A 23,996-nucleotide genomic window follows, 5' to 3' on the forward strand; every position below is an offset into this window, starting at 1 on the left:
ATCAGCTATCAGCTATCAGCTATCAGCTATCAGCTATCAGCTATCAGCTATCAGCTATCAGCTATCAGCTATCAGCTATCAGCTATCAGCTATCAGCTATCAGCTATCAGCTATCAGCTATCAGCTATCAGCTATCAGAAAATTTATTGGTTAAGCTTATTAAGTTCAAGTAATAAGTAATAAGTAATACTGCTTTTATTTAAACCGTAATATGTCATATAGGCTTCTAATAACTGATTATTATCAATTGTCCTTTGACCTTTGTAACCAAAATTTGTTAAATAGCCGGTATTATTAATTTCTTTACGATTTAAAACTCTCTTAATTACTTTTATATATAACAGAAAGTTAAAATCTTTATAGCTAGCTCTTTTACTCTTAAATATATTAGTTTCATACTCTGATAAATTGAACTGTTGCTCAAATCTGCTTATTTTTTCATTATTAGTTATTAGGCTCTCTAGTGAATTTTCTAAATTGAAGTTCTGCCCAGCTAGGCGTAACTTTGAGTTCGTAGTTTGTATATTAAAATTTGGATTATCTAATTCTAATTGGCCAATAACATAATCATATTCAGGGTTGCTAGTCACATAAAGACACAACAGAACAGATAAAAGCACAATATCTATAGTTTTATTGCTCTCAACTAACTCTATTGAAATGAGTAATCGTTCAGCAAATTGAATAGCAGTTCGCGGAGAAAGCTCCTGCCAGCTAGCAATGGAGGCAATTAAAAGCAATATATTTTCTTTCAATTCATTATTAGCTGTAAAAACATAAGGAAATAAAATTACCCCTCGACTACTCACCCCACCATCTTTAAGCATTGAAATATCACAGTTAGCTTTTATTAAGCTTGCTGATACGCTAACGTCAAGGTGATACTTAGTATCAAAAAACCGCTTAAGGTAGTCATTTGCATTAAAATCACTCCCGTACAATGCTTTAATTGTGTGCTGAAGTTCTTCTGTATGTGTTGAAACGACTATTACTAACCCTTCAATATCGAAAATATGCTTTATTGCTTCTAGCATTTCAACTGCATAAGTTGGGCGGCAGCGGTCTAACTCATCAATAAAAATGAATGCGGGATAATCACGAGCTGTTGCTCGAAGTCCATTTTTAGGTTTTTCAATAGAGTATTTAACTAACTCTTTTATTGTAGCTTTTAATTCTTTTACGCCTTTTTTATAATCACTATGTTCTTTGAATGCTTGTGTTGTCATAGCTTCCATAGCTGCTGACAAATCCAATGATTTATTGTTTTCTGTTGATGCCGTAACTTCTGTGTCAGAACTTTCATCAACAAATATATCTTCAATATCAAACCCACCATAGCGTTTAACTAACGCAGCTAGAATTTTAGGTAATACTGATATGCCAATATTCTTAAAGCTTTTTCTTTTGGCTTGAGTTAAATGACTTTTGTTAATTGTTTCTAATAGTTGCTCTTGAATTTCAGCTAGTACAGTAATTATGGGGGAATCCATAAAGTCATTCGACCAAGCATCTATATAGACAACTGGGTGTTCATGCTTTAAATCTTCAGCCCAACGTTTTACAAAGTAAGTTTTACCTGCGCCCCATTCAGCATTAACGTTAATTACATAAGAGGATTTATTAGGCTTTTCTCTATTCGAGTTTGAGCGGCGAACAAGAATTTTAGTCAGCAGTTCAGCATCTTGCTTTCTATTTAACTGATCTGCTGGGTAAGTAACACCATCAATTTTTATCTCTTCATTCCATTGCTTGGCACACATATACTAACGTCCTTGTCACAAATCTATAAGTTTACTCGAGCAACTGAAAGCTGACGGCTGACGACTTACAGCTATTTCTTAGTTATCGTCACTTGCGGCTCATCGTAGTCACTAAAATCAATGCTGACTATGTAGGAGCCTTTAATCGCTGGTGTGTAGCTAAAGTAATTATAAATGGTATTACAGTCGGCGCGTGTTGATTGGCCGAGTGTTAGGCTTTGCCCTGATGGCTGTGAATCGCTGTAGCCACAGTTAAAACCTTCACTAAAATCCGCATCGGCTATTTTAAATTCGTACACTTTGCCAGGGGTCGAAAACCTAACTTGGGCTTGGTAAAGCGCAGGGCCGACTTGTTTAAATTGATATTGAGGTTCGGCATCCCATAATGTGAAGTCCCCTCTTAAATAAATACTACGATCCAATTCTTGCTGCGGCAACACGTCGTTAATTGAAATTTGGCTGGTACAAGCACTCAATAAGCCCACTAAGGCTAACGTGAAAATGCGTTTCATTGGGAGCTTCATGGTGAATCCTCTATTAACTAATATAAATAAAACACTAAAAAGCCAGCATTATGCTGGCTTTTTTAATAGCTGTTAGCTGTTATTTTTGTAATACAGAAATATCTGCAATTTCTAAAAATAACCCACTTAACTGACTTAAAAGCGCAAGGCGGTTTTGCTTAACCGCTTCATCGTCGGCCATTACCATGACATTGTCAAAAAAGTTATCAACACTGTCACGAATGCCTGCTAATTGGCTTAATGCCTCTTGGTAGTTTCCATCGCTGTACAGTGGTGCTAAATCAGTGGCAAATTTTGCAACTTGCGTAGCCAATACTTTTTCTGCGTCGTCACTTAGTAAGCTCTGATCAACATCACCTTGCGTTGTAATGTTGTTTTTAGCCAGAATATTACTTACACGCTTATTAGCGGCTGCAAGCGATTCTGCGGCGTCTAGAGTGCGGAAATGGCTTACGGCTTTAACTCGTCGATCAAAATCAACAGGCTTCGTTGGACGGCGCGCAAGTACCGCTTGAATTACATCTACCTCAATGCCTTCATCTTGATACCAAGCACGGAAACGCCCTAGCATAAATTCGAATACATCGGTCGATACATTTAGGTTAGTCAGCTTTTCACCAAACAAGGTTTGCGACTTAGCAACCAGGTCTAAAATATCAAGTGGTAGCTGCTTTTCTACCATGATACGTAATGCACCAATGGCCGCACGACGAAGTGCAAATGGGTCTTTATCACCTTTTGGTGCTTGGCCTATACCAAAAATACCCACCAGCGTGTCAAACTTATCTGCAATAGCCACTGCACAGCTGATCAAACTCGTTGGTAAGTTATCGCCGGCAAAGCGTGGCATGTACTGCTCGTTTTGCGCAACAGCGACATCTTCAGCTTCACCGTCATGACGTGCGTAATGCATTCCCATTACACCTTGTACGTCGGTAAATTCCATCACCATTTCGGTCATTAAATCGGTTTTACTTAATAAGCCAGCACGCGCTGCTAGTGCTTTATCTGCACCTAGTTGCTCTGCAATGTAACCGGCAAGTTCACTGATACGCTGTGACTTATCTTTAAGTGTGCCCAACTGCTTTTGGAATAAAACGCTGTCTAGCGACTCAAGTCGGCTTTCAAGTGTTTTCTTTTTATCTGTTTCAAAGAAGAACTGCGCATCGGCTAAACGCGGGCGCACTACTTTTTCGTTACCAGAAATAACTACACTAGGATCTTTACTTTCGATGTTAGAGACAAACAAAAACTTATTTAAAAGTTTGCCGTCTTGATCTAATAACGGAAAGTATTTCTGATCGTCTTTCATGGTGTAAATAAGCGCTTCAGCAGGTACATCTAAAAATGCTTCTTCAAATGTGGCTGTTAGCGTTACTGGCCATTCTACCAATGAAGTAACTTCTTCAAGTAAGTCTTCATCCATAGCAACAACGGCATTAACTGCTTTGGCTGCATCTTCTATTTGCGCGCGAATCTGTGCTTTACGCTGTTCGTAGTCAGCAACAACGTAAGCTGATTTAAGTACATCAAACACATCATCAGCATGATCAATGCTAATTTTTTCAGGGTGATGAAAACGATGGCCTTGCAGTTGATTACTCACTTGCTTACCAAGAATTTCACCCTCAACCAGTTCACTACCGAATAAAATAGTTACAGTATGCACAGGACGAATAAATTGTGTTTTATTCGCACCCCAACGCATTGGTTTAGGGATAGGTAGTTTCGCGAGCGCTTTGCTTATAGCGTCGGTCATTAACGTTTTGGTTTCTTGCCCTGCTACTTTAGCAATGTGCAATAACCATGCGCCCTTATCTGTTTCTAGTGTTTGCGCATCTTTTACTTCAATACCACAACCACGAGCCCAACCCATGGCTGCTTTAGTTGGGTTACCCTCAGCATCAAAAGCGGCTTTAGTTGCAGGGCCACGTTTTTCAACTTCTTTGTCCTGTTGTTTAGCTTCAAGTGCTTTTACTTGTAAACCTAAACGACGAGGCGATGCATACCAGTTCACACCTTGGTGACCTAGTTCTAGACTTTCTAATTCTGCTGTTAAGTTTGCAGCAAAGGCTTCGGCTAATTTACGAAGTGCTTTTGGTGGCAACTCTTCGGTGCCAATTTCTACTAATAAATTTTCTGCTGACATGCTTACTTATCCTTACACAGCGGGAAACCAAGTGCTTCACGTGCATCGTAATAACTTTGTGCACACGCTTTTGATAACGCACGAACGCGTAAAATATAACGTTGACGCTCAGTTACTGAAATAGCATGACGTGCGTCTAATAAGTTAAATGCATGCGATGCTTTCATTACTTGCTCGTAGGCTGGTAATGGTAGGCTTGCTTCAATTAGCTTTTGGCTCTCAGCTTCACATTTATCAAACTGTTCAAATAAGTCGGCTACGTTTGCATGTTCAAAGTTATAGGTTGATTGCTCAACTTCATTTTGATGGAACACATCACCGTAAGTTACGCGCCCAAATGGACCGTCAGCCCATACTAGGTCGTAAATGCTATCTACGCCTTGAATGTACATTGCTAAACGCTCTAGGCCGTAAGTAATCTCGCCCGTTACCGGTGAGCATTCTAAACCGCCCACTTGCTGGAAGTAGGTAAACTGCGTTACCTCCATGCCATTTAACCAAATTTCCCAACCTAGGCCCCACGCACCTAATGTAGGTGATTCCCAGTTATCTTCTACAAAGCGAACTTCGTCAGTTAGGGTATCAATACCTACAGCAGCTAAAGAACCTAAGTAAAGCTCTTGAATATTGTCTGGTGATGGCTTTAACACAACTTGGAATTGGTAGTAATGTTGTAAGCGGTTTGGATTCTCACCGTAACGACCATCGGTAGGACGACGACACGGTTGAACGTATGCGCTCGACATTGGCTCTGGGCCAATTGATTTTAAAAATGTTTGCGGGTGAAATGTCCCTGCGCCCACTTCCATGTCAAGTGGTTGAATAATGACACAGCCTTGCTGTGCCCAATAATCCTGTAAAGCCAGGATCAAACCTTGAAAGGTTTTAACGTCATATTTTTGCATATTTGGCTTTTTACTATCTGAGAAGTAGCGTGAAAATTACCCTCAGTATACCTTGTGCACACTCAGGTTTTAAGCAGTTTGTGCGTTTGAAAAAATAAAAAAGGAGCCTAGGGCTCCTTTTTTGTGATTACGATAATGTTTTATACGTCTAAGTTAACCACACGCAGTGCGTTCGTTTCAATAAACTCACGACGCGGCTCAACTTGATCGCCCATTAAAGTGGCAAATAATTGATCCGCTGCAACAGCATCTTCAATTGTTACTTGCAACATACGGCGTGCGCTAGGATCCATGGTGGTTTCCCAAAGCTGATTTGGATTCATTTCACCCAGTCCTTTATAGCGTTGAATGTAGATCCCGCGCTTAGACTCTGCGATCAACCATTCCAATGCATCCACAAAGTTATCAACAGGTTTTGTTTTCTCACCACGTTGGATATATGCACCCTCTGTGATTATATTAGCAATGTTTTTACCTGTTACAGCAATGCGTTGGTAGTCTCTTGATGTAATAAAGTCATAATGAAGTACGTGTGCTTTATCCACACCATGCTGACGAATATTCACAACTGGATAATACAAGTTACGCTCTGTATCGTGCTCAGTTCCTGCATGGAAAATAGTTGCATCTTCATCACGTTCAATTAAGTCATCAACCAGCTCTTTAGTCCAAGCAATTACCTTAGCTTCGTCTGAAAGGTCTTCTTTTTTCAGCTCACTTTGGTAAATCAAACGGTTCATAACTGTGTTCGGATACTTACGCTTTAAGCGCTCGATAACTTTAACCGTGTTTTGATAATCGTGAACAATTGACTCTAATGCTTCACCATCAACCGCTTCAGCACTATCACTAGTGTACAGTGCTGCATTGCTTAGCGCTAAAGATGTAAGGTAATCAACTAATGCTGGATCATCTTTAATATAACGCTCTTGCTTGCCTTTTTTCACTTTATAAAGTGGAGGCTGAGCAATATAAATATAACCACGTTCAACAATTTCCGGCATTTGACGATAGAAGAATGTTAGTAGCAAAGTACGAATGTGAGAACCATCCACGTCGGCATCGGTCATGATTATAATACGGTGATAACGTAATTTCTCAGGGTTATATTCGTCACGGCCAATACCACAACCTAGTGCAGTAATTAGCGTTGCCACTTCTTGTGAAGAAAGCATTTTATCAAAACGTGCTTTTTCTACGTTTAAGATTTTACCTTTAAGCGGAAGAATCGCTTGATTCTTACGGTTACGACCCTGCTTGGCTGAACCGCCAGCTGAGTCACCCTCCACTATATATAGTTCAGATTGGGCTGGATCTTTTTCTTGGCAATCCGCTAGTTTACCCGGTAAACCAGCTAAATCCATAGCACCTTTACGGCGTGTCATTTCACGTGCTTTACGAGCGGCTTCACGCGCGCGTGCTGCATCAATAATTTTGCCAACAACAATTTTTGCATCCATTGGGTTTTCTAATAAAAACTCAGTGAATTTTTCAGCCATTGCTTGCTCTACAGCAGACTTAACTTCACTAGATACTAGCTTGTCTTTTGTCTGTGATGAGAATTTAGGATCAGGAACTTTAACACTAACAACAGCCGTTAAGCCTTCACGAGCATCATCGCCCGTTGCATTACTGGTTGTTTTAGCTTTTTTGTTAAAGCCTTCTTTTTCCATGTAGTTATTGAGCGTACGCGTTAGCGCCGATCTAAAACCAGCTAAGTGAGTACCACCATCACGTTGAGGAATATTATTTGTGAAACAGTAAATGTTTTCTTGGAATGCATCATTCCACTGCATTGATACTTCTACACTAATACCATCTTCTTCACGTTCGTGAGTAAAATGGAATACCCCTTTATGCACTGGTGTTTTATTGCGGTTTAGGTATTCAACGAATGCTCTGATACCGCCTTCGTACTTAAAGTGGTCGCTTTTATTTTCTTCGCGCTCATCGCTTAATATGATACTTACACCTGAATTCAAAAACGACAGCTCGCGTAAACGCTTTGCCAAAATATCGTAATGAAAATCAAGGTTAGTGAACGTTTCGCCACTTGGCCAAAAACGAATTTCAGTACCATTTGTTTCAGAATCACCAATTACAGCTAGTGGTGCATCAGGTACACCCATAGTGTAAAACTGCTCATGAAGTTTACCTTCACGACGAATGGTTAGTTTTAATTTTTCTGATAATGCATTTACTACCGATACACCAACACCGTGTAAGCCACCTGATACTTTATAAGAGTTATCATCAAACTTACCACCGGCGTGTAGTACCGTCATAATTACTTCAGCTGCAGATACACCTTCTTCTTCATGTATAGAAGTAGGAATACCACGGCCGTTATCTCTTACAGATACCGAACCGTCTAAGTGAATAGTGACATAAATATCATCACAGTGACCCGCTAAGGCCTCATCGATAGAGTTATCAACGACCTCAAACACCATGTGGTGTAAGCCCGTACCATCATCGGTGTCCCCTATATACATACCAGGACGCTTTCTTACTGCATCTAATCCTTTAAGTACTTTAATACTCGACGAATCATAATTCTCAGACATGGTTAATCCCACTTATCTTGTTATTAGGTTGCCATGTTTCACGTGGAACATTTTTAGTTCTCGTTGCATGGGTTCCACCACAGCAGAAATACTTTCAGATAAAATTGAAGAAATAAATATTTGAGAACTACAGTGAGTCAATAACTGGCCCACTTTCTCTTTTGTATCTTCGCTTAGTTCTGAAGGTAGATCATCTATTAGCAATATTGATTGCTTATCTGTCTCTGACTCAATTAAGCTATTTTGCGTTACTTTTAACGCATACAACAATAACTTTAATTGCCCGCGTGAGAATACATTCTCAACACTGCTGCCAGCGACACTAAAACTAAAATCAGCCTTATGAGGGCCTTTACTTGTAAAGCCTTGGCGAGCATCTCGCTCAAAACTTTGCTCTAACGCATCACAAAGAGATTCACTCTCTTTCCAGCCCGCATTGAAGCTAATTTCTAAATCGCGTATTAGCGTTAATTCTGCACACATTTTATCAAAAAATTGCTGCTTAAACCTAGTTATATACGCGATTCTTAATTTATTTATTTGTTCAGCCAGTCTAACAAATTCTTTGTCCCAAAACTTGATTTGGTCAAAATAATTCTTAGGCTTAGATTTTAATAAGGCATTGCGTTGTTTAAGCACTTTATTAAACGATTGCCATAAGAAAAAAAACTCATGTTCCACGTGGAACAAACCTAAGTCTAAAAATTTTCTGCGCTCCTTAGGACCGCCAAAAAATAGTGAGTAGCTTTCTGGTGTTATTATTTGTACCGGCATTAACTGGGCAAGTTCAGATACTTTTCGACTCGCCTTACCCTGGATTTTTAAATTGGTTTCACCCGCTTGGGTTTTACTAATACCAATAGGGATAGATAAATCGTATAACGCTTTGCGGCCATGAATAACAAACTGATCTTGCTGGTGTGCAATAATACTTTTATGTTTAGAAGTTCGAAAAGATTTGCCGTGAGAAAGGTAATATATAGCCTCTAAAAGGCTGGTTTTTCCGCTGCCGTTTTCACCATAAATTATATTAACGCCATTAACTGGTTCTAGCGTCAGCGCCTCAATATTACGAAAATATTTGAGGCTCAAATGACTTAAGCTCATTATGTATTTATAATCTTATAAACGCATAGGCATAACGACGTACATCGCTTCTTCATCGCCTGCACCTTCTATTAGTGCACTGCTATTTGAATCGGCAAGTGTAAATAACACATCTTCAGTTTTTAATGTATTTAATACATCAAGCACGTAAGACACATTAAACCCTATTTCTAGGTCATCGCCCTCGTACATTACTTCAACTACTTCTTCCGCTTGTTCTTGCTCTGGGTTGTTAGCCGTAATTTTTAATAAACCGTTTGATAAATTTAAACGTACACCACGAAATTTTTCGTTCGATAAAATCGATACGCGTTGAAATGCATTACGTAACCATTCTCTGTTTGCTGTAATAACTTTATCGCCACCGCGTGGTAAAACACGACGGTAATCAGGGAAACGGCCATCAACTAATTTACTCGTAAACGTAAATTCAATATCAATAATACGAATGTGGTTAGCACCAAACTGAATAGTCACTAACTCTTGGTCGGCAACCATTAGGCGCATAATTTCTTGCACGCCTTTGCGCGGTATAATTAATTGGCGCTGTGTATTTAATGACTGACCTAGTTGCTTTTGTGCAATCGCTAAACGGTGCCCATCAGTGGCGACTGTTTTTATATCGCTGTTATCAACTTCAAACGACATGCCGTTTAAGTAATAACGTACATCTTGGTTTGCCATTGAAAAGTGCGTGCTTTCAAGTAATTTACGTAACTCTAAACGCGTTAGTTGAAATTCAACTTCACCATCCCACTGCTCTAAATTAGGAAAATCTTCAGCCGCTAATGTGGTCAATGAAAAACGACTTTTACCACTGGTTAAAAGTAGCTGATGGTCTTGCAAGCTTAAAGTAAGATCAGAACCATCCGGTAAACTTTTACAAATATCGAGTAATTTTTTAGCCGGTAATGTGAGCTTGGTATCGGCAACATCATCACCTACAAACACGCTCGCCACTAATTCAATTTCAAGGTCGGTCCCTGTCATTGAAAGCTGGCCATTTTCTACCACGAGTAATACGTTAGATAAAATGGGTAACGTATGCTTACGCTCTATGGCACCCGATACTTGCACCAATGGTTTTAAAAATTGTTCTCTTGATATTGTTATTTGCATAATAAAGTCAGCCCTAAGATGACAATGTTCTTATTAAATTTTGGTAATCTTCTTTAATCTCGTGGCTTTCGTCACGTAATGATTTAACTTTGCGACACGCGTGCAGTACTGTTGTATGGTCACGCCCACCAAAGGCATCCCCAATCTCAGGTAAGCTGTGATTAGTGAGTTCTTTAGATAATGCCATGGCAACTTGGCGCGGCCTTGCTATAGAGCGACTGCGGCGCTTAGACAGTAAATCAGACACACGTATTCTATAGTATTCTGCTACCGTACGTTGAATATTGTCTATGGTGACTAGTTTATCTTGCAGTGCGAGTAAATCACGCAGTGCTTCTTTTACAAAGTCGATAGAAATTGGGCGGCCGGTAAAGTTTGCATTAGCAATTACACGGTTTAAAGCCCCTTCAAGTTCACGTACGTTTGAACGTAATTTTTTAGCGATAAAAAATGCCACTTCATGCGGTAAATTAATTTTACTTTGCTGAGCTTTTTTCATCAAAATGGCAACGCGTGTTTCAAGCTCTGGCGGCTCAATCGCGATAGTTAATCCCCAACCAAAACGAGATTTAAGGCGATCTTCAACCCCTTCTATCTCTTTAGGATAACGGTCAGAGGTTAAAATAATTTGCTGGTTACCTTCTAATAATGCATTAAAGGTATGAAAGAACTCTTCTTGTGAACGTTCTTTATTAGCAAAAAATTGAATGTCATCAATCATGAGTGCATCAACACTGCGGTAATAACGCTTAAATTCTTCAATCGCATTATTTTGCAGTGCTTTAACCATGTCTTGCACAAATCGTTCTGAATGCATGTAGACAATTTTAGCATCTGGCTTATTGGCCATAATACCGTTGCCTACCGCATGTAATAAATGCGTTTTACCTAAGCCCGTACCACCGTAAATAAAAACAGGATTAAATGCAGAGCCAGGATTATCTGCTACCTGAGTGGCAGCCGCTTTTGCTAATTGGTTAGATTTACCCTCAACAAAACTGTCAAAGGTATAGTTTTCTTTAATGTTTGATTTATAACCCGATTTAGGAGCGGGCTCAACAACTGGTTTTTGTTCTCGAGGTTGTTGTTTTGCCGTTGCTTGCGTACTTGGTGCTGATTGTGTTTCAACTACCGGCGCAGCTTGTGCATTTAATAGCGGCTTGCTGCCTACATCAAAGCGTAATTCAGGGGCTTCTACACCACAAATTTCAACCAGTAACTCATTTATTCTATTTAGGTATTTTTCTCTTACCCAATCAAGTACAAAACGATTAGGCGCATAAATCGTCAAGGTATCTTCGGTACTTTCTGCTTGAAGTGGTCTGACCCACATACTAAATTGCTGCGAAGGCAATTCATCTTGCAATACATATAAACAACTTTGCCAAACCGACAGATACACAGTAAAACTCCCAGAGATATAATTTTTATTCCCGCACATCAATAATGATTCAAAAATCACACCTGTATTGCGTTTAAATGGCTCAATAAGCAGCCCAAGACCGACTATTATGAATGCACTTTATCCACAAGTAAAAGATTGATTTTTATAAAATTGTTGATATCGATGTATAAATATAATAACAGACTGATTTAAATAGCTTTTTATTTTAAAGCCTGATTAGAGATCATAACAAAACTGGCAGCAGATCGCGACTATAATTTATGATCTAATTTACTTTTCCCATGCTTTTATTCACTTTTTATACAGGGGCTGTGGAAAACTTCTTATTTATGATGATCCTATCGGATCATGAAAATTGATCATAAATAAACATGCTTTACGCGCTCTATTATGATTGACTTTTCGTCACTTCATCTATAATATCTCGCGCTCGCAATGGCACCTGTGCCAGGATCGCGACCTGCATAGGATGTTTTAACTTTAACCGATCGGATGAGATTGTTATGAAAAGAACTTTTCAACCTAGCGTTTTAAAACGCAAACGTACACACGGTTTCCGTGCTCGTATGGCAACTGTAAATGGCCGTAAAGTATTAGCTCGTCGCCGTGCTAAAGGCCGCAAAGTTCTTTCTGCTTAATTTATAAGTGGAAGACTTTAGCTTTGGCAGGGAGTTACGTCTGTTAACTCCCTCGCATTACTCTCGCATATTTAATGAACCCGCTCGGGCTGCAACTCCTTTCTTTACTTTATTAGCAAAACCAAGTGACCAGTCAAAACCTAGGTTAGGCCTTACTGTTGCTAAAAAACGTGTAAAAAAGGCATGTCAACGAAACCGTATTAAACGTCTTGCTCGCGAAAGTTTTCGTTTAAACCAACATACTCTCGATAATATAGATATTGTGTTGATGGTAAAAAGTGGCATTGATGAACAGTCCAATGAAGAATTAACCAAACAACTAACAAAGTTGTGGCGTAAAATTAATGAACGCTGCAAACCCGGTGCCCCTAAACCGCCACCATTTAAAAAACGCCCAAACAAATCAGCTAAATCGACTAAACAAACTCAATAGCAATAGAATTACAGGGTTAATTAAGGTATCTTTAGCTCACCTTTTAATCATGCGTTTAAAATCTTAAAGTAAGTCTTTAAATACATGGTATCTATTCACTAAACATAACGTAGGGGCATGTACAACATGAGGTTACTTAAACCACTTGCTGCGTTACCAACACGTTGTTTAGTTTTATTGATCCGCGGTTATCAAAAGTGGATTAGCCCGCTATTGGGTCCGCATTGTCGTTTTAATCCAACCTGTTCTAGCTACGCTATTCAAGCAATTAATTTGCATGGTGCAGTAAAAGGCAGTTGGCTCGCAGTTAAACGCATATTAAAATGCCATCCTTTACATTCAGGTGGAGACGACCCCGTTCCTGAAAAATTAACCCGTATTAACCACCAACACGAGAAATAAGAGCTGTTATGGAATCGCAACGCACGTTTTTATTCATCGGCCTAATGCTAGTGTCGTTTTTATTATTTCAAGAATGGAATAATGACTACAACACGCCAAAAGCCGATCCTAGTGCCACTACACAAACACTAAAAGCAAACTCACCGGAATCAGATGATTATGTTCCAGCTTCATCAGACTCTGGTTTACCTGCTTCAACTACTTTAGCTAAACGCTCAGTCATTGATATTACAACTGACGTGTTCAAAGTTAAAATTGACACCAAAGGCGGTGACATTGTTGAAACAGACTTAATTAATTATAAAGAAACCAAAGGCAGTGATGTTCCTTACATGCTACTTGGTGAGTTTGATGGTAAACAATACTTTTCACAAAGTGGTTTAATAGGTTTAAATGGCCCAGATGCATCTGCAAATGGTCGTCCTACTTACCAATCAGAGCAAACCTCTTACACCTTAACAGGTGATGAGCTTCGCGTTCCACTGCAATTTACCGACAGCAACGGTGTAAGCTTTACTAAGACTTATGTATTCAAAAAGGGTCAGTATGATGTTGGCTTAGAATATAAAGTTAACAACACCACCAGCGCGCCTGTACAAGTACAGCTTTACACACAAATAAAGCGTACCGTACAAGAAAAAGGCAGCATGGTTGATCAAAACTATTTAGGGGCTGCATACGGTACAGATGAGGAACCATACGAAAAGTATAGTTTTTCAGATATGGCCGATAAAAACCTAAACATTAATACCCAAGGTGGTTACGTTGCCTTTATTCAGCATTACTTTGTAAGTGCTTGGGTACCAATGCAAGATCAAGCGAATACACTTTATAGTTTAATCACTAAAAGTAACGCAGCTATTATTGGTGTTAAAGACGAAGCGGTAAATGTTCAAGCTGGTAGTGAGCAAGTACTTACTGCAACTTATTACATGGGCCCTAAAGAGTCAGATAAACTTGAAGCGATTCACACTGACCTAGACTTAACCGTTGATTACGGTTGGTTATGGTTTATCTCTCAGCCGTTATTTGTACTATTAAAATGGTTACACAGCATTTTAGGTAACTGGGGTGTAGCAATTATAGCCATCACTATTATCGTTAAATCATTAATGTACCCACTTACTAAAGCACAATACACCTCAATGGCTAAAATGCGTGCATTACAGCCTAAGATGAAAGCGCTAAAAGAAAAGTATGGTGATGATCGTCAAAAATTCGGCCAAGCGACCATGGAAATGTACCGTAAAGAAAAAGTAAACCCTATGGGTGGCTGTTTCCCTATTTTACTGCAAATGCCAATCTTCTTAGCCTTGTTCTATGTATTCTTAGAGTCTACAGAACTTCGTCACGCTGAATTTGTACTTTGGCTAACAGACCTTTCTGCGAAAGACCCATACTACGTATTACCAATCTTATTTGGTGCGAGTATGTTTATAACGCAAAAACTACAACCTATGACGGTTACCGATCCAATGCAGCAAAAAATGATGACCTTTATGCCGGTTATCTTCTCTGTGTTCTTCTTATGGTTCCCATCTGGTTTAGTACTTTACTGGTTAGTGTCTAACCTTATCTCTATTGTCCAGATGTTAATCATCTACCGTGGCATGGAAAAGAAAGGTATTAAAGTAAGGGGCTAACTCCCCTTACCTACAAAAAAGGCGACCTAGGTCGCCTTTTTTAATATCTGAAATTTACTCACTAAGAATAGGCGAATAAAGCGACTTTGGTACACTGCGCTCACTAAAGTTCACACCCGTTATTGTCAGAGAGAAAATAGCTAAACCTATAGCCACGTAACCTGATATGCCTAACCACTCAAAAACAGTTTTTTTACGCCTCACTCTGAGCCAACTCATATATATGCCAACAGCACTAACAAAACTCATAAAACCGCCGAATAGCGCCCAAATAAGTTTAGTGCCGAGGCCTGCAAAGTTACCAAAATGCAAAGGATCGGCAGTATCTTTAATACGAGGAATAAGCGGTAAATTCTCTCCTTTTTGTACTGCTAATACTGTGCCTGTCGTTGGCTTTAAATACACGCGATTGGCGCGTAAGCGAAGTAAAATATCATCGTTATAACCACGTACTTCAATAGGTTGATTCTTTTTATTACCATAACGTATATAGCGAATATCAAGCGTCGGAAATGCCTGCTGCGCAGCGTTATAAGCCTGAGTTAAGCTTATTGGTGTTGCATTAACAGTGGGTATTTGTTTTTTAAATTCACTAACAGCGACTGGTGGTGCAATATAATGCTTTATTTTCGCTGTTTGCAAACCATGTTCAATAAGGTACCACAGACCTGTTATGGCTATGATAGCCATAAACCACATACTCCATAACCCAAGAAACTTATGCCAATCAGACCAGCCATTACGTTTATCTAAAACTAGCTGGGCAGGCTTTTTAAAAAAGCCCTGCCACCAGCGACGATACACATAAAAACTCGAAACCAGCAGAATAACCAATAAAATACTTAAGCTTGTAACAATTAGCTTACCTATCCAGCCCATGGATAAATACATGTGCCAGTTACGTAAAAACCGTGAAGCACGTGCCCATTCCCCCTCACCTAACACATGCCCTGTGGCTGCATCTAAATAAATAAACCGAAATGCGTCATCTATTTTTAGTGCAACTTCCAAAGCCAAGTACTCTTGCTTATGGCGCTGAAGATACAACACTTGTGCACCTGAATAATGCTTGTTGAGGGTATTTTCAATGGCTTGATAGTTGGTGATTGAAGAGGACGTTAACGCACGATACTTACTGTCTGTCAGATATTCAATTTCATGACTTAGCGTCGCAAGTGTACCAGATAAACAAACAACAAAAAGCAGGACACCAACAAAGAGCCCTGCCCATGAATGCAGATTAAACCATTGTCTAGCGTTCACACGCCACCTTTAAAAGCTGTATTTAGCACTAAAATAAATACGGCGAGGTTCACCTGGGAAGTGCCCTGTACGTTCAATAAAGCCACTACTAGCATATTCTTTATCAAACAAATTTTTAACCGACAATTGCCATTGCCAATTATCTACTGTGGTTTGCCATGCCATATTATAAATAGTGTAAGGCTTAACTTGTTGACCACCTAAGCTTAGCTGTTCGTCAACATAGTCTAAACCGGCAGAAATAGAGGAAGAGAAGCGAGGAAGCTCGTAGCGTGTCCAAATGCCCACTGTATTTTGTGGGGCATTAGCAAACTTATCACTATCAGGGATTTGATTACGAATGCTTTCATTCGCTTTAGTGATACGGGTATCATTATAGGCATAGTTAGCGGTCACAACCCAGCGCTCGGTAATATCACCAACCACTTCAATTTCAAATCCTTTACTTTCTACTTCACCTACAGCCACCAGATCGTCAACACCATCGCCAGCCACATCACCTAATAAGCTTGCTTGGAGGATATTTTCACGAACAATATTGTAAGCAGCCAAATTAACTGCCAAGCTATCATCAAGCAGTTTACTTTTTAAACCAACTTCATTGATACGGCTTGTTTCTGGAGAAAATGGCCCACCCTTTGCCGTTTCTTGATCACTTGCACTTTGTGGAACAAAGCCCGTACCGTATAAAGCATAGGGGTAGAAAGTATCGTTAATGTTGTAAGTTGTACCCACACGATAAGTCACATCACTATCTGAAAACTCAGTTTGATTTAACTCGTCTTTATCTTCAAAGCGATCATATCTTAACCCTGCGGTGATACTCCAATTAGTGGTAATATCGAGCTGATCTTGAACATAAGCACCAAAACGAGTGCTATTCGTTCGACCTAACCGTGGTGTTATGCTATCTAAATTATAATCATCAGCCGCTGTAAGACCATACTCAGGGTTGTAAAGATCAAGCCCGGGTACAGGCCCTCCTTGACTCTGTTGCTTTGCCGTACGATAAACACTTTCAAAGCTATGCTCATACCAATCACTACCCAGTAATACTTGATGTTGCATATCAGCCAATACAAACTCCGCAACCGCATTAGCCGTTAAACTAAAACCTTCATTCTCACGAACTTGATCACGAAACTCTCGATCACTCCAATCAAGCACACCATCGCCATCTGTATCATCGAGTCCTTTCGGTTCATGATAGTTTTGCACTTCTTTATTATCGAAATAACGAGCCGTAATATCCGTTCGCCAAATATCATTAATATCGTGCTTTAAAGTAGCTTGATAAACATGGGCTTCAACATTTTGAAAGTCAGTCGCTTCATTATGATTCCAGCTAATATCTGTAATAAATTGGCCATTATCATCAGCGGGTACACCGCGTAAACGTGCACCACCTAATTCTTGCTCAATAAAAGTGTATTGCGTAGTCAGCTCTGTCGCACTATTAATTAACCAAGTATAACCAAGATCAACAATGGTGTTATCGCTACTGGTATTAGTACGAAAGGGATTTTCTGAATCACGATATAAACCAACACGGTAAGCATGGTTATCGAGCGATTCACTTAGCGTACCAGTACTTTGTATTGCCCCACTGAAAAAGTCATCATTACCTACTTCAACTTCAATGCTGTGCTCATCAGTAAACTTTGGCTTTTTAGTTACATAATTAATAATGCCGCCAGGGTTTCCGCTACCATAAATAGCGCCCGCAGGGCCTTTTAATACGGCAACTTGTTCAATATTAAATAACTGTGGAACAGCAAAACCATTAAATGGGTCGCCTTTTACACCATCGTATAAGATCTCATCTTGGCGAAAACCACGAAACGTCACCCCGGAATAACTAAATGCGTTAACCCCTGCAATATTGCTATATAAATCGGTAATTTGACGTGCAGCCTGATCGTTAATTAACGCTTGGGGAAGAATTTGAATGGACTGCGGGATTTTCTCAATTGGGGTATTTGTGCGAGTCCCAAAACTGGATTCTGTTGGTCTGTATAAAGAAAAAGCACGGCCAACAACATCAATAGTTTCTATTTCATTTTCAATATTTTGATTTTCAGCTAGTGAAGAACCTGAAAAACTGACTAGAACAGCCAATAAAACTGGAGAATAGCGCATAAAGTTTAAGTACATAGAAAAATAATACGCATATGCTAATGAATATAGTTATCATTTTCAATAACTAATTATTAATTAAAACTAAATAATGAAATGCTTAAAATGTATCTGCTGACGCATTTTTACATACAGCTATTCGCATGAAATAAAGCCATAGGTTACAATACAAACCAGCATTCACTTTCATATTGGCAATTTCAAACGCATGATTAATCAAGACACTATCGCAGCACAAGCAACCGCACCAGGACGTGGTGGGGTTGGTATTATTCGTGTTTCAGGCAGCCTAGCAAAGCAAGTCGCTGAGAAAATAGTAGGTAAAATACCTAAAGTTCGCTTTGCCGACTACGTGCCTTTTAATAACCTTGCAGGGGATCAGCTTGACCAAGGTATTGCAATTTACTTTGCCGGCCCACACTCATTTACCGGTGAAGACGTACTCGAACTTCAAGGCCATGGTGGCCCTGTTGTCCTTGATATGCTACTTAAAGAAATAAGTAAAATAGACGGTGTACGTTTAGCAAAGCCTGGTGAATTCTCTGAGCGTGCCTTTATGAACGACAAGCTTGATTTAACTCAAGCTGAAGCTATTGCAGATTTAATAAATGCAACCAGTGAACAAGCGGCCAAAAGCGCCCTACAGTCACTTCAAGGTCAATTCTCTAAGCACATAGAAACCTTAGTAGAAAAAGTCATTCACTTACGTATGTATGTAGAAGCGGCTATTGATTTTCCTGATGAAGAAATCGATTTTTTATCAGACGGAAAAGTCGGCGGGGATTTGAATGCCATTATTGAGCAACTCAATGCGGTTACTAATCAAGCCAAACAAGGCAGCATAATGCGCGAAGGTATGCGTGTCGTTATTGCAGGTCGTCCTAATGCAGGTAAATCAAGCTTACTTAATGCATTAGCAGGACGAGAAGCGGCAATCGTAACAGAAATAGCCGGCACCACCCGGGATGTACTTCGTGAGCACATACATATAGATGGTATGCCACTACATATAATCGACACCGCAGGCCTGCGTGAAAGCCCAGATCGCGTTGAACAAATAGGTATTGAGCGTGCATGGGATGAAATAAACCAAGCCGATCGCGTGTTATTTATGCTTGATGGTACAGATACAGCCGATACCGACCCTCATGCTATTTGGCCAGAATTTATGGCTAAGTTACCCCAAGGTATGGGCGTGACCGTGATCAGAAACAAAGCCGATTTATCAGGTGATGTAGTCGGTATGGATCAAGAGCAACAATATCCGGTCATCAGTTTAAGCGCTAAGAATGCTGACGGCATAGAACTAGTGCGTGAGCACTTAAAAGCCTGTATTGGTTTTGATGGGGCCACAGAGGGTGGATTTATGGCGCGTCGTCGTCACTTAGATGCCCTTGAGCATGCAGCCTACCACTTAGATACCGGTAAAACACAATTAGAAATGCATGTGGCCGGTGAAATTTTGGCTGAAGAACTGCGTTTAACGCAGCAGTATCTTAACGAAATAACTGGTGAATTTACCTCAGATGATCTACTTGGCAAAATATTTAGCTCGTTCTGTATCGGCAAATAGTCGAATTAATAAGTAACGATATAATTTATTAAGGGTGCTTAGGCGCCCTTTTTAATGCCTAATCTTACAATAACAACTTACCAAGCTGTGCTTTAATAATCCACTTTAAAAACCAAACAGACTACAAATACAGTTTAAGCTGCACTTATATCAGCCTCAATTGCCTTTAATAATGTACATAAAAGATGTAACAACGCTAATAATCACAGCAAATAGCGGCTAGAAAGCCTTAATTTATAGAAAAAATAGCCGTAGTTATGCCTATTAAACACTCTAAAAGTGAAGCTATAGCATTGGTTATCCATGTTTGAATAGGGGGAATGATCAAGTCATAAAAACAAAACGTAGCTAAAAAATACGTTTTGTTCGTCTACACCACCAGCAAAATTCAGTTAAATATTCACTTTAGATCACTCAAATTTATTTTTTTGCAGATCAGTTATCCACAATTGCGTGTTTTTTTGCTTCAGCGAGGAATTAAACGTCTTTAAAATGGGGAAATAAGCTGTATTTAATTAAAAAAGGGCTGTTTATAAAAAATAATAATGGTTATTTAGCCTGATCTGACTAAATAGATCATTTTTTAAAATTATTTTCGATCCCAATTTAAGGTTATCAACAAGCTTTATATCCACATTAAGATCAACAAGCATCTATACGTTTATTTTCAATCGCTGGTGGCAAATACTAAATATAAAATCAATGAGTTAGCAATAAAATTGCAACTTTAATTGATAGTTAAGCAGAGCTTTCCCCAACCTTATCAACAACTTGATCAGAAGGTTACATTTAAAGATATTTTGTTAAACCTTTAATTATCAGGTAGTTAAGCAGTACATTTAAGTGAAGGCTTAAATAAGTACAAAAATAGTTATACAAAATGGCACTCTTAACTTTACTGTTATACTCACTGGGCTATCATAGGCGGCAATTAAAACTAATAGTGATCACAAATATTCATGAGTTCAGTAAATCTTATCGTTGGTAGTCAAATGGGATCCGCAGAATACGTTGCCGAGCAACTAAGCGATGCGCTTAATAGCCAAGGTATTAATACCCAACTACATGATCAACCTGAATTTAGTGAAATAGATCAGCAAAATACCATTTGGTTAATTTGTACATCAACCTATGGTGCGGGTGATTACCCAGAAAACCTTATTAACTTTGTTGATGAGTTATCTCAAGTTGATGATTTATCGCACTTAAAGTACACGGTCATTGCTTTAGGTGATACCAGTTATGACACGTATAACCTTGCAGGGCGTAATATAGATACGCTTTTAAGCCAAAAAGGCGCGATACAGTTAGCACCGCGGTTAGAACTGAATATTCTTGATGAAGCACTTCCAGAAGATACGGCCTTAGCTTGGTTAGACTCGTGGATAGCAAAAACAGGTCTAAAATAGAAAGATCAAGTAAAAAGTTATAAATAAAGTTACCCACAATTTACTAATAATTTAAAAGATTTTGTGGATAAACACTGATTAAACTGCTTTTTTAACCATGCTTATCCATGGGATAAGATCGAGACTTGATCGGCCTGTGCATAACAGCCTGTTTTGATCAGAGCTTATTTGCCTGAAGATCCGATCATATTAACACCTTTAGATCCGATCTAATTATATGTTTTTAATCATGATCTAAAGCTTATCAACAGAAAAGCTGATCAGTAGTAGTAATAGTATTAAAAGATCTCTTTAAAAGATCCTTTATATTATTAGAGATCACTTACTTAGATCTTGAGCACTGTTTAATCATTTATCTTCTGCTAATTTCTAGGTAGAATACGCTCCCTTTTGAAGTTTACTGGTTTGATTTAAGTAGGATCCCATTAATGATTTTTCACGAAAATTTTGACGTTATCGTAGTAGGTGGTGGACATGCTGGCACTGAAGCCGCATTGGCAGCTGCCCGTATGGGGATGAATACCCTGCTGCTGACTCACAATATGGATACCCTTGGTCAAATGTCTTGTAACCCAGCGATTGGTGGCATTGGCAAAGGCCACTTAGTTAAAGAAATTGATGCTCTTGGTGGCGCAATGGCTCAGGCTATTGACAAAGGCGGGATCCAATTCCGTACGCTTAATTCTTCTAAAGGCCCTGCTGTACGAGCTACTCGTGCTCAAGCGGATCGTGCTTTGTACAAAGCGGCTATTCAGAACACACTTCAAAACCAAGAAAACTTAAAGATTTTTCAACAATCATGTGATGATCTTATCGTTGAAAACAACCGTGTAACAGGTGTCGTTACCCAAATGGGTCTGCGTTTCAGTGCTCCTAGTGTAGTACTAACCGTAGGCACATTCTTAGGTGGCCAAATTCATATCGGTCTTGAAAACTTTAAAGGTGGCCGTGCAGGCGATCCACCTTCAATTGCATTGGCTGATCGTTTACGCGAACTTCCATTTAGAGTGGATCGTTTAAAAACAGGCACACCACCACGTATTGATGCACGCACTGTTGATTTTTCTAAAATGCAAGAACAACCAGGTGATGCACCAACACCGGTATTCTCATTTATGGGTAAACAAAGCGACCACCCACAACAAATTCCGTGTTACATCACTTACACCAATGAAAAAACACATGATGTTATTCGCAAAAACTTACATCGCTCACCTATGTACTCAGGTGTTATCGAAGGAATAGGCCCACGTTACTGTCCGTCTATTGAAGATAAAATTGTCCGTTTTGCTGATAAAGATAAGCACCAGATATTTGTAGAGCCAGAAGGCTTAACGTCATACGAGTTATATCCTAACGGTATTTCAACCAGCTTACCGTTCGATGTGCAGTTAGAAATTGTGCAATCGATCACCGGATTTGAAAATGCACATATTTGTCGTCCTGGCTATGCTATTGAATATGACTTTTTTGATCCGCGCGACTTAAAACAATCATTAGAAACTAAATTTATTGATGGTTTATTTTTTGCTGGTCAGATTAATGGTACGACCGGTTACGAAGAAGCGGGCGCACAAGGTCTGATCGCAGGTATGAATGCGGCATTACAAGTGCAAGGCAAAGAGTCGTGGACGCCACGTCGTGATGAAGCCTATGTTGGCGTACTAATTGACGACCTAGCAACACTGGGTACAAAAGAACCGTACCGCATGTTTACTAGCCGTGCTGAATACCGTTTGTTACTACGTGAAGACAACGCTGATATACGTTTAACTGAAAAAGGCCGTGAATTAGGTTTAGTTAACGATGAACGTTGGCAAGCATTCAACGAAAAAATGGAAGTGATCGCTAAAGAGAAACAGCGTATTAAAGATACTTGGATCCATAAAGATCATGCGGTTGTTGATCAAGTAAATGAATTACTAAAAACGCCACTTGTGCGTGAAGCCAGCTTAGAAGAATTATTACGCCGACCTGAAGTGCGTTATAACGACTTGATGGCCATTGAAGGACTCGGATCTGAGTTTACCAATAAGGCCGCCTTAGAGCAGGTTGAAATTCATACTAAGTACGCAGGTTACATTGCACGCCAGCAAGATGAGATCAATAAGCAGCTTCGTCATGAAGAAACAATTTTACCAAAAGAGTTTGATTATAAAACCGTTTCTGGTTTATCAAATGAGGTTGTTGCTAAGCTAATTGATGCTCGTCCAGACACTATTGGTCAAGCTTCGCGTATTTCTGGTATCACCCCAGCGGCGATTTCGCTATTATTAGTGTATCTGAAGAAGCAAGGCTTGTTGCGCAAAACTGCGTAACGGTAAAGGTACATTGTGTTACAGCAACAATTAACAACTTTGTTAGCGCAAACTGATATTGCGCTAACACAAAAACAACAGCAACAACTTGTTCGCTATGTCGAATTACTCGATAAGTGGAATAAAGCCTATAATTTAACCTCAGTACGTTTACCTCAAGAAATGATGGTTAAACATATAATGGATAGCTTAGTTGTTGCGCCTCACTTGACCGGTCATCATTATATTGATGTTGGCACAGGTCCTGGTTTACCGGGCATAGTGTTAGCTATTGCCTTACCCGATACGCAGTTTGTATTATTAGATAGTTTAGGTAAACGTGTACGTTTTTTAATGCATGTTAAACATGAGCTTGGCCTTGATAATGTGACCCCTGTGCAGTCAAGAGTTGAAGAATATCAACCAAGTGTTAAATTAGATGGCGTACTAAGTCGTGCATTTGCATCGTTACAAGATATGATTGACTGGTGTTCGCACTTAATCGATCATTCAGGTAAGTTCATTGCACTTAAAGGGGTATTTCCAAGTGAGGAATTAGACTCACTCCCTGCTGGTGTTAAGTTTGAGCAAAAAATTGCATTAGAAGTACCCGATTTAGATGCACAACGACATTTAATAATTCTTTCTAAAGACTAGGGATCAGAG

The 23,996-nt window shown here is 39.4% G+C and carries 18 protein-coding genes; 8 read left to right on the forward strand and 10 right to left on the reverse strand.

Going from position 1 to position 23,996, the window contains the following annotated elements; all coding sequences use genetic code 11:
• Positions 1 to 143: 143 nt before the first annotated feature.
• The 8 genes from QL986_RS17825 to dnaA form a co-directional block, all read right to left on the reverse strand.
• Positions 144 to 1,760 (reverse strand): P-loop NTPase fold protein, encoded by a 1,617-nt coding sequence (locus QL986_RS17825; RefSeq protein WP_290191771.1) that lies wholly within the window; start codon positions 1,758 to 1,760, stop codon positions 144 to 146.
• A 71-nt stretch (positions 1,761 to 1,831) separates the two neighbouring features.
• On the reverse strand, positions 1,832 to 2,284 hold the full coding sequence (locus tag QL986_RS17830) for a hypothetical protein (protein ID WP_024601485.1): 453 nt from the start codon (positions 2,282 to 2,284) through the stop codon (positions 1,832 to 1,834).
• A gap of 79 nt (positions 2,285 to 2,363) precedes the next feature.
• Positions 2,364 to 4,433: a glycine--tRNA ligase subunit beta gene (gene glyS, locus QL986_RS17835; protein WP_290191772.1), complete on the reverse strand. Its 2,070-nt coding sequence runs from the start codon at positions 4,431 to 4,433 to the stop codon at positions 2,364 to 2,366.
• Positions 4,434 to 4,435: 2 nt separating this feature from the next.
• Positions 4,436 to 5,338, reverse strand: coding sequence for a glycine--tRNA ligase subunit alpha (gene glyQ / locus QL986_RS17840; protein ID WP_010392717.1), 903 nt, complete (start codon positions 5,336 to 5,338; stop codon positions 4,436 to 4,438).
• Positions 5,339 to 5,478: 140 nt separating this feature from the next.
• Positions 5,479 to 7,905 carry a DNA topoisomerase (ATP-hydrolyzing) subunit B gene (gene gyrB / locus QL986_RS17845; protein ID WP_090495416.1) on the reverse strand — a complete coding sequence of 809 codons (2,427 nt, stop codon included), beginning with the start codon at positions 7,903 to 7,905 and terminating at the stop codon, positions 5,479 to 5,481.
• Positions 7,906 to 7,917: 12 nt separating this feature from the next.
• Positions 7,918 to 9,012, reverse strand: a complete 1,095-nt coding sequence (gene recF / locus QL986_RS17850; RefSeq protein WP_028834900.1) for a DNA replication/repair protein RecF — start codon at positions 9,010 to 9,012, stop codon at positions 7,918 to 7,920.
• 15 nt (positions 9,013 to 9,027) lie between these two features.
• Complete coding sequence (gene dnaN, locus QL986_RS17855) at positions 9,028 to 10,131, reverse strand: DNA polymerase III subunit beta (RefSeq protein WP_008112965.1); 1,104 nt, start codon at positions 10,129 to 10,131, stop codon at positions 9,028 to 9,030.
• A gap of 13 nt (positions 10,132 to 10,144) precedes the next feature.
• On the reverse strand, positions 10,145 to 11,533 hold the full coding sequence (gene dnaA, locus QL986_RS17860; RefSeq protein ID WP_008467048.1) for a chromosomal replication initiator protein DnaA: 1,389 nt from the start codon (positions 11,531 to 11,533) through the stop codon (positions 10,145 to 10,147).
• Between the two features lie 506 nt (positions 11,534 to 12,039).
• On the opposite strand from dnaA, the gene rpmH reads away from it, so the two are divergent.
• The 4 genes from rpmH to yidC all read left to right on the forward strand — a co-directional run bounded on the left by rpmH (position 12,040) and on the right by yidC (position 14,652).
• Complete coding sequence (gene rpmH / locus QL986_RS17865; RefSeq protein ID WP_008112968.1) at positions 12,040 to 12,174, forward strand: 50S ribosomal protein L34; 135 nt, start codon at positions 12,040 to 12,042, stop codon at positions 12,172 to 12,174.
• Positions 12,175 to 12,181: 7 nt separating this feature from the next.
• A complete protein-coding gene (gene rnpA / locus QL986_RS17870) occupies positions 12,182 to 12,607 on the forward strand; it encodes a ribonuclease P protein component (protein WP_008467046.1) in 426 nt (141 codons plus the stop codon).
• Positions 12,608 to 12,733: 126 nt separating this feature from the next.
• A complete protein-coding gene (gene yidD / locus QL986_RS17875) occupies positions 12,734 to 13,009 on the forward strand; it encodes a membrane protein insertion efficiency factor YidD (protein WP_036957173.1) in 276 nt (91 codons plus the stop codon).
• An 8-nt stretch (positions 13,010 to 13,017) separates the two neighbouring features.
• Positions 13,018 to 14,652, forward strand: coding sequence for a membrane protein insertase YidC (gene yidC, locus QL986_RS17880; protein WP_013466276.1), 1,635 nt, complete (start codon positions 13,018 to 13,020; stop codon positions 14,650 to 14,652).
• A gap of 54 nt (positions 14,653 to 14,706) precedes the next feature.
• Here the strand turns inward: yidC and QL986_RS17885 are convergent, their stop codons facing one another.
• Positions 14,707 to 15,915 carry a PepSY-associated TM helix domain-containing protein gene (locus QL986_RS17885; protein ID WP_290191773.1) on the reverse strand — a complete coding sequence of 403 codons (1,209 nt, stop codon included), beginning with the start codon at positions 15,913 to 15,915 and terminating at the stop codon, positions 14,707 to 14,709.
• A gap of 9 nt (positions 15,916 to 15,924) precedes the next feature.
• Entirely contained in the window at positions 15,925 to 18,054 is a 2,130-nt protein-coding gene (locus QL986_RS17890; RefSeq protein WP_290191774.1) for a TonB-dependent siderophore receptor, read from the reverse strand.
• 205 nt (positions 18,055 to 18,259) lie between these two features.
• Here QL986_RS17890 and mnmE point away from each other — a divergent pair, with 205 nt between their 5' ends.
• From mnmE to rsmG, 4 genes are all read left to right on the forward strand, one after another.
• A complete protein-coding gene (gene mnmE, locus QL986_RS17895; protein ID WP_013466273.1) occupies positions 18,260 to 19,624 on the forward strand; it encodes a tRNA uridine-5-carboxymethylaminomethyl(34) synthesis GTPase MnmE in 1,365 nt (454 codons plus the stop codon).
• Positions 19,625 to 20,583: 959 nt separating this feature from the next.
• Entirely contained in the window at positions 20,584 to 21,033 is a 450-nt protein-coding gene (locus QL986_RS17900; RefSeq protein ID WP_024601476.1) for a flavodoxin domain-containing protein, read from the forward strand.
• Positions 21,034 to 21,461: 428 nt separating this feature from the next.
• Positions 21,462 to 23,351: a tRNA uridine-5-carboxymethylaminomethyl(34) synthesis enzyme MnmG gene (gene mnmG / locus QL986_RS17905; protein WP_013466270.1), complete on the forward strand. Its 1,890-nt coding sequence runs from the start codon at positions 21,462 to 21,464 to the stop codon at positions 23,349 to 23,351.
• A 15-nt stretch (positions 23,352 to 23,366) separates the two neighbouring features.
• On the forward strand, positions 23,367 to 23,987 hold the full coding sequence (rsmG, locus tag QL986_RS17910) for a 16S rRNA (guanine(527)-N(7))-methyltransferase RsmG (protein WP_008464169.1): 621 nt from the start codon (positions 23,367 to 23,369) through the stop codon (positions 23,985 to 23,987).
• Positions 23,988 to 23,996: the final 9 nt, after the last annotated feature.

The organism is Pseudoalteromonas sp. APC 3250, assembly GCF_030407915.1.
Taxonomy (GTDB): Bacteria; Pseudomonadota; Gammaproteobacteria; order Enterobacterales; family Alteromonadaceae; genus Pseudoalteromonas; species Pseudoalteromonas tetraodonis.

Coding starts and splice junctions, on each gene's coding strand:
- dnaN (WP_008112965.1), bottom strand. CDS start 10,131: ATGCAAATAACAATATCAAGAGAACAATTTTTAAAACCATTGGTGCAA.
- yidC (WP_013466276.1), top strand. CDS start 13,018: ATGGAATCGCAACGCACGTTTTTATTCATCGGCCTAATGCTAGTGTCG.
- QL986_RS17830 (WP_024601485.1), bottom strand. CDS start 2,284: ATGAAGCTCCCAATGAAACGCATTTTCACGTTAGCCTTAGTGGGCTTA.
- mnmG (WP_013466270.1), top strand. CDS start 21,462: ATGATTTTTCACGAAAATTTTGACGTTATCGTAGTAGGTGGTGGACAT.
- QL986_RS17825 (WP_290191771.1), bottom strand. CDS start 1,760: ATGTGTGCCAAGCAATGGAATGAAGAGATAAAAATTGATGGTGTTACT.
- glyS (WP_290191772.1), bottom strand. CDS start 4,433: ATGTCAGCAGAAAATTTATTAGTAGAAATTGGCACCGAAGAGTTGCCA.
- QL986_RS17890 (WP_290191774.1), bottom strand. CDS start 18,054: ATGCGCTATTCTCCAGTTTTATTGGCTGTTCTAGTCAGTTTTTCAGGT.
- mnmE (WP_013466273.1), top strand. CDS start 18,260: ATGATTAATCAAGACACTATCGCAGCACAAGCAACCGCACCAGGACGT.
- glyQ (WP_010392717.1), bottom strand. CDS start 5,338: ATGCAAAAATATGACGTTAAAACCTTTCAAGGTTTGATCCTGGCTTTA.
- gyrB (WP_090495416.1), bottom strand. CDS start 7,905: ATGTCTGAGAATTATGATTCGTCGAGTATTAAAGTACTTAAAGGATTA.
- rpmH (WP_008112968.1), top strand. CDS start 12,040: ATGAAAAGAACTTTTCAACCTAGCGTTTTAAAACGCAAACGTACACAC.
- recF (WP_028834900.1), bottom strand. CDS start 9,012: ATGAGCTTAAGTCATTTGAGCCTCAAATATTTTCGTAATATTGAGGCG.
- yidD (WP_036957173.1), top strand. CDS start 12,734: ATGAGGTTACTTAAACCACTTGCTGCGTTACCAACACGTTGTTTAGTT.
- QL986_RS17900 (WP_024601476.1), top strand. CDS start 20,584: ATGAGTTCAGTAAATCTTATCGTTGGTAGTCAAATGGGATCCGCAGAA.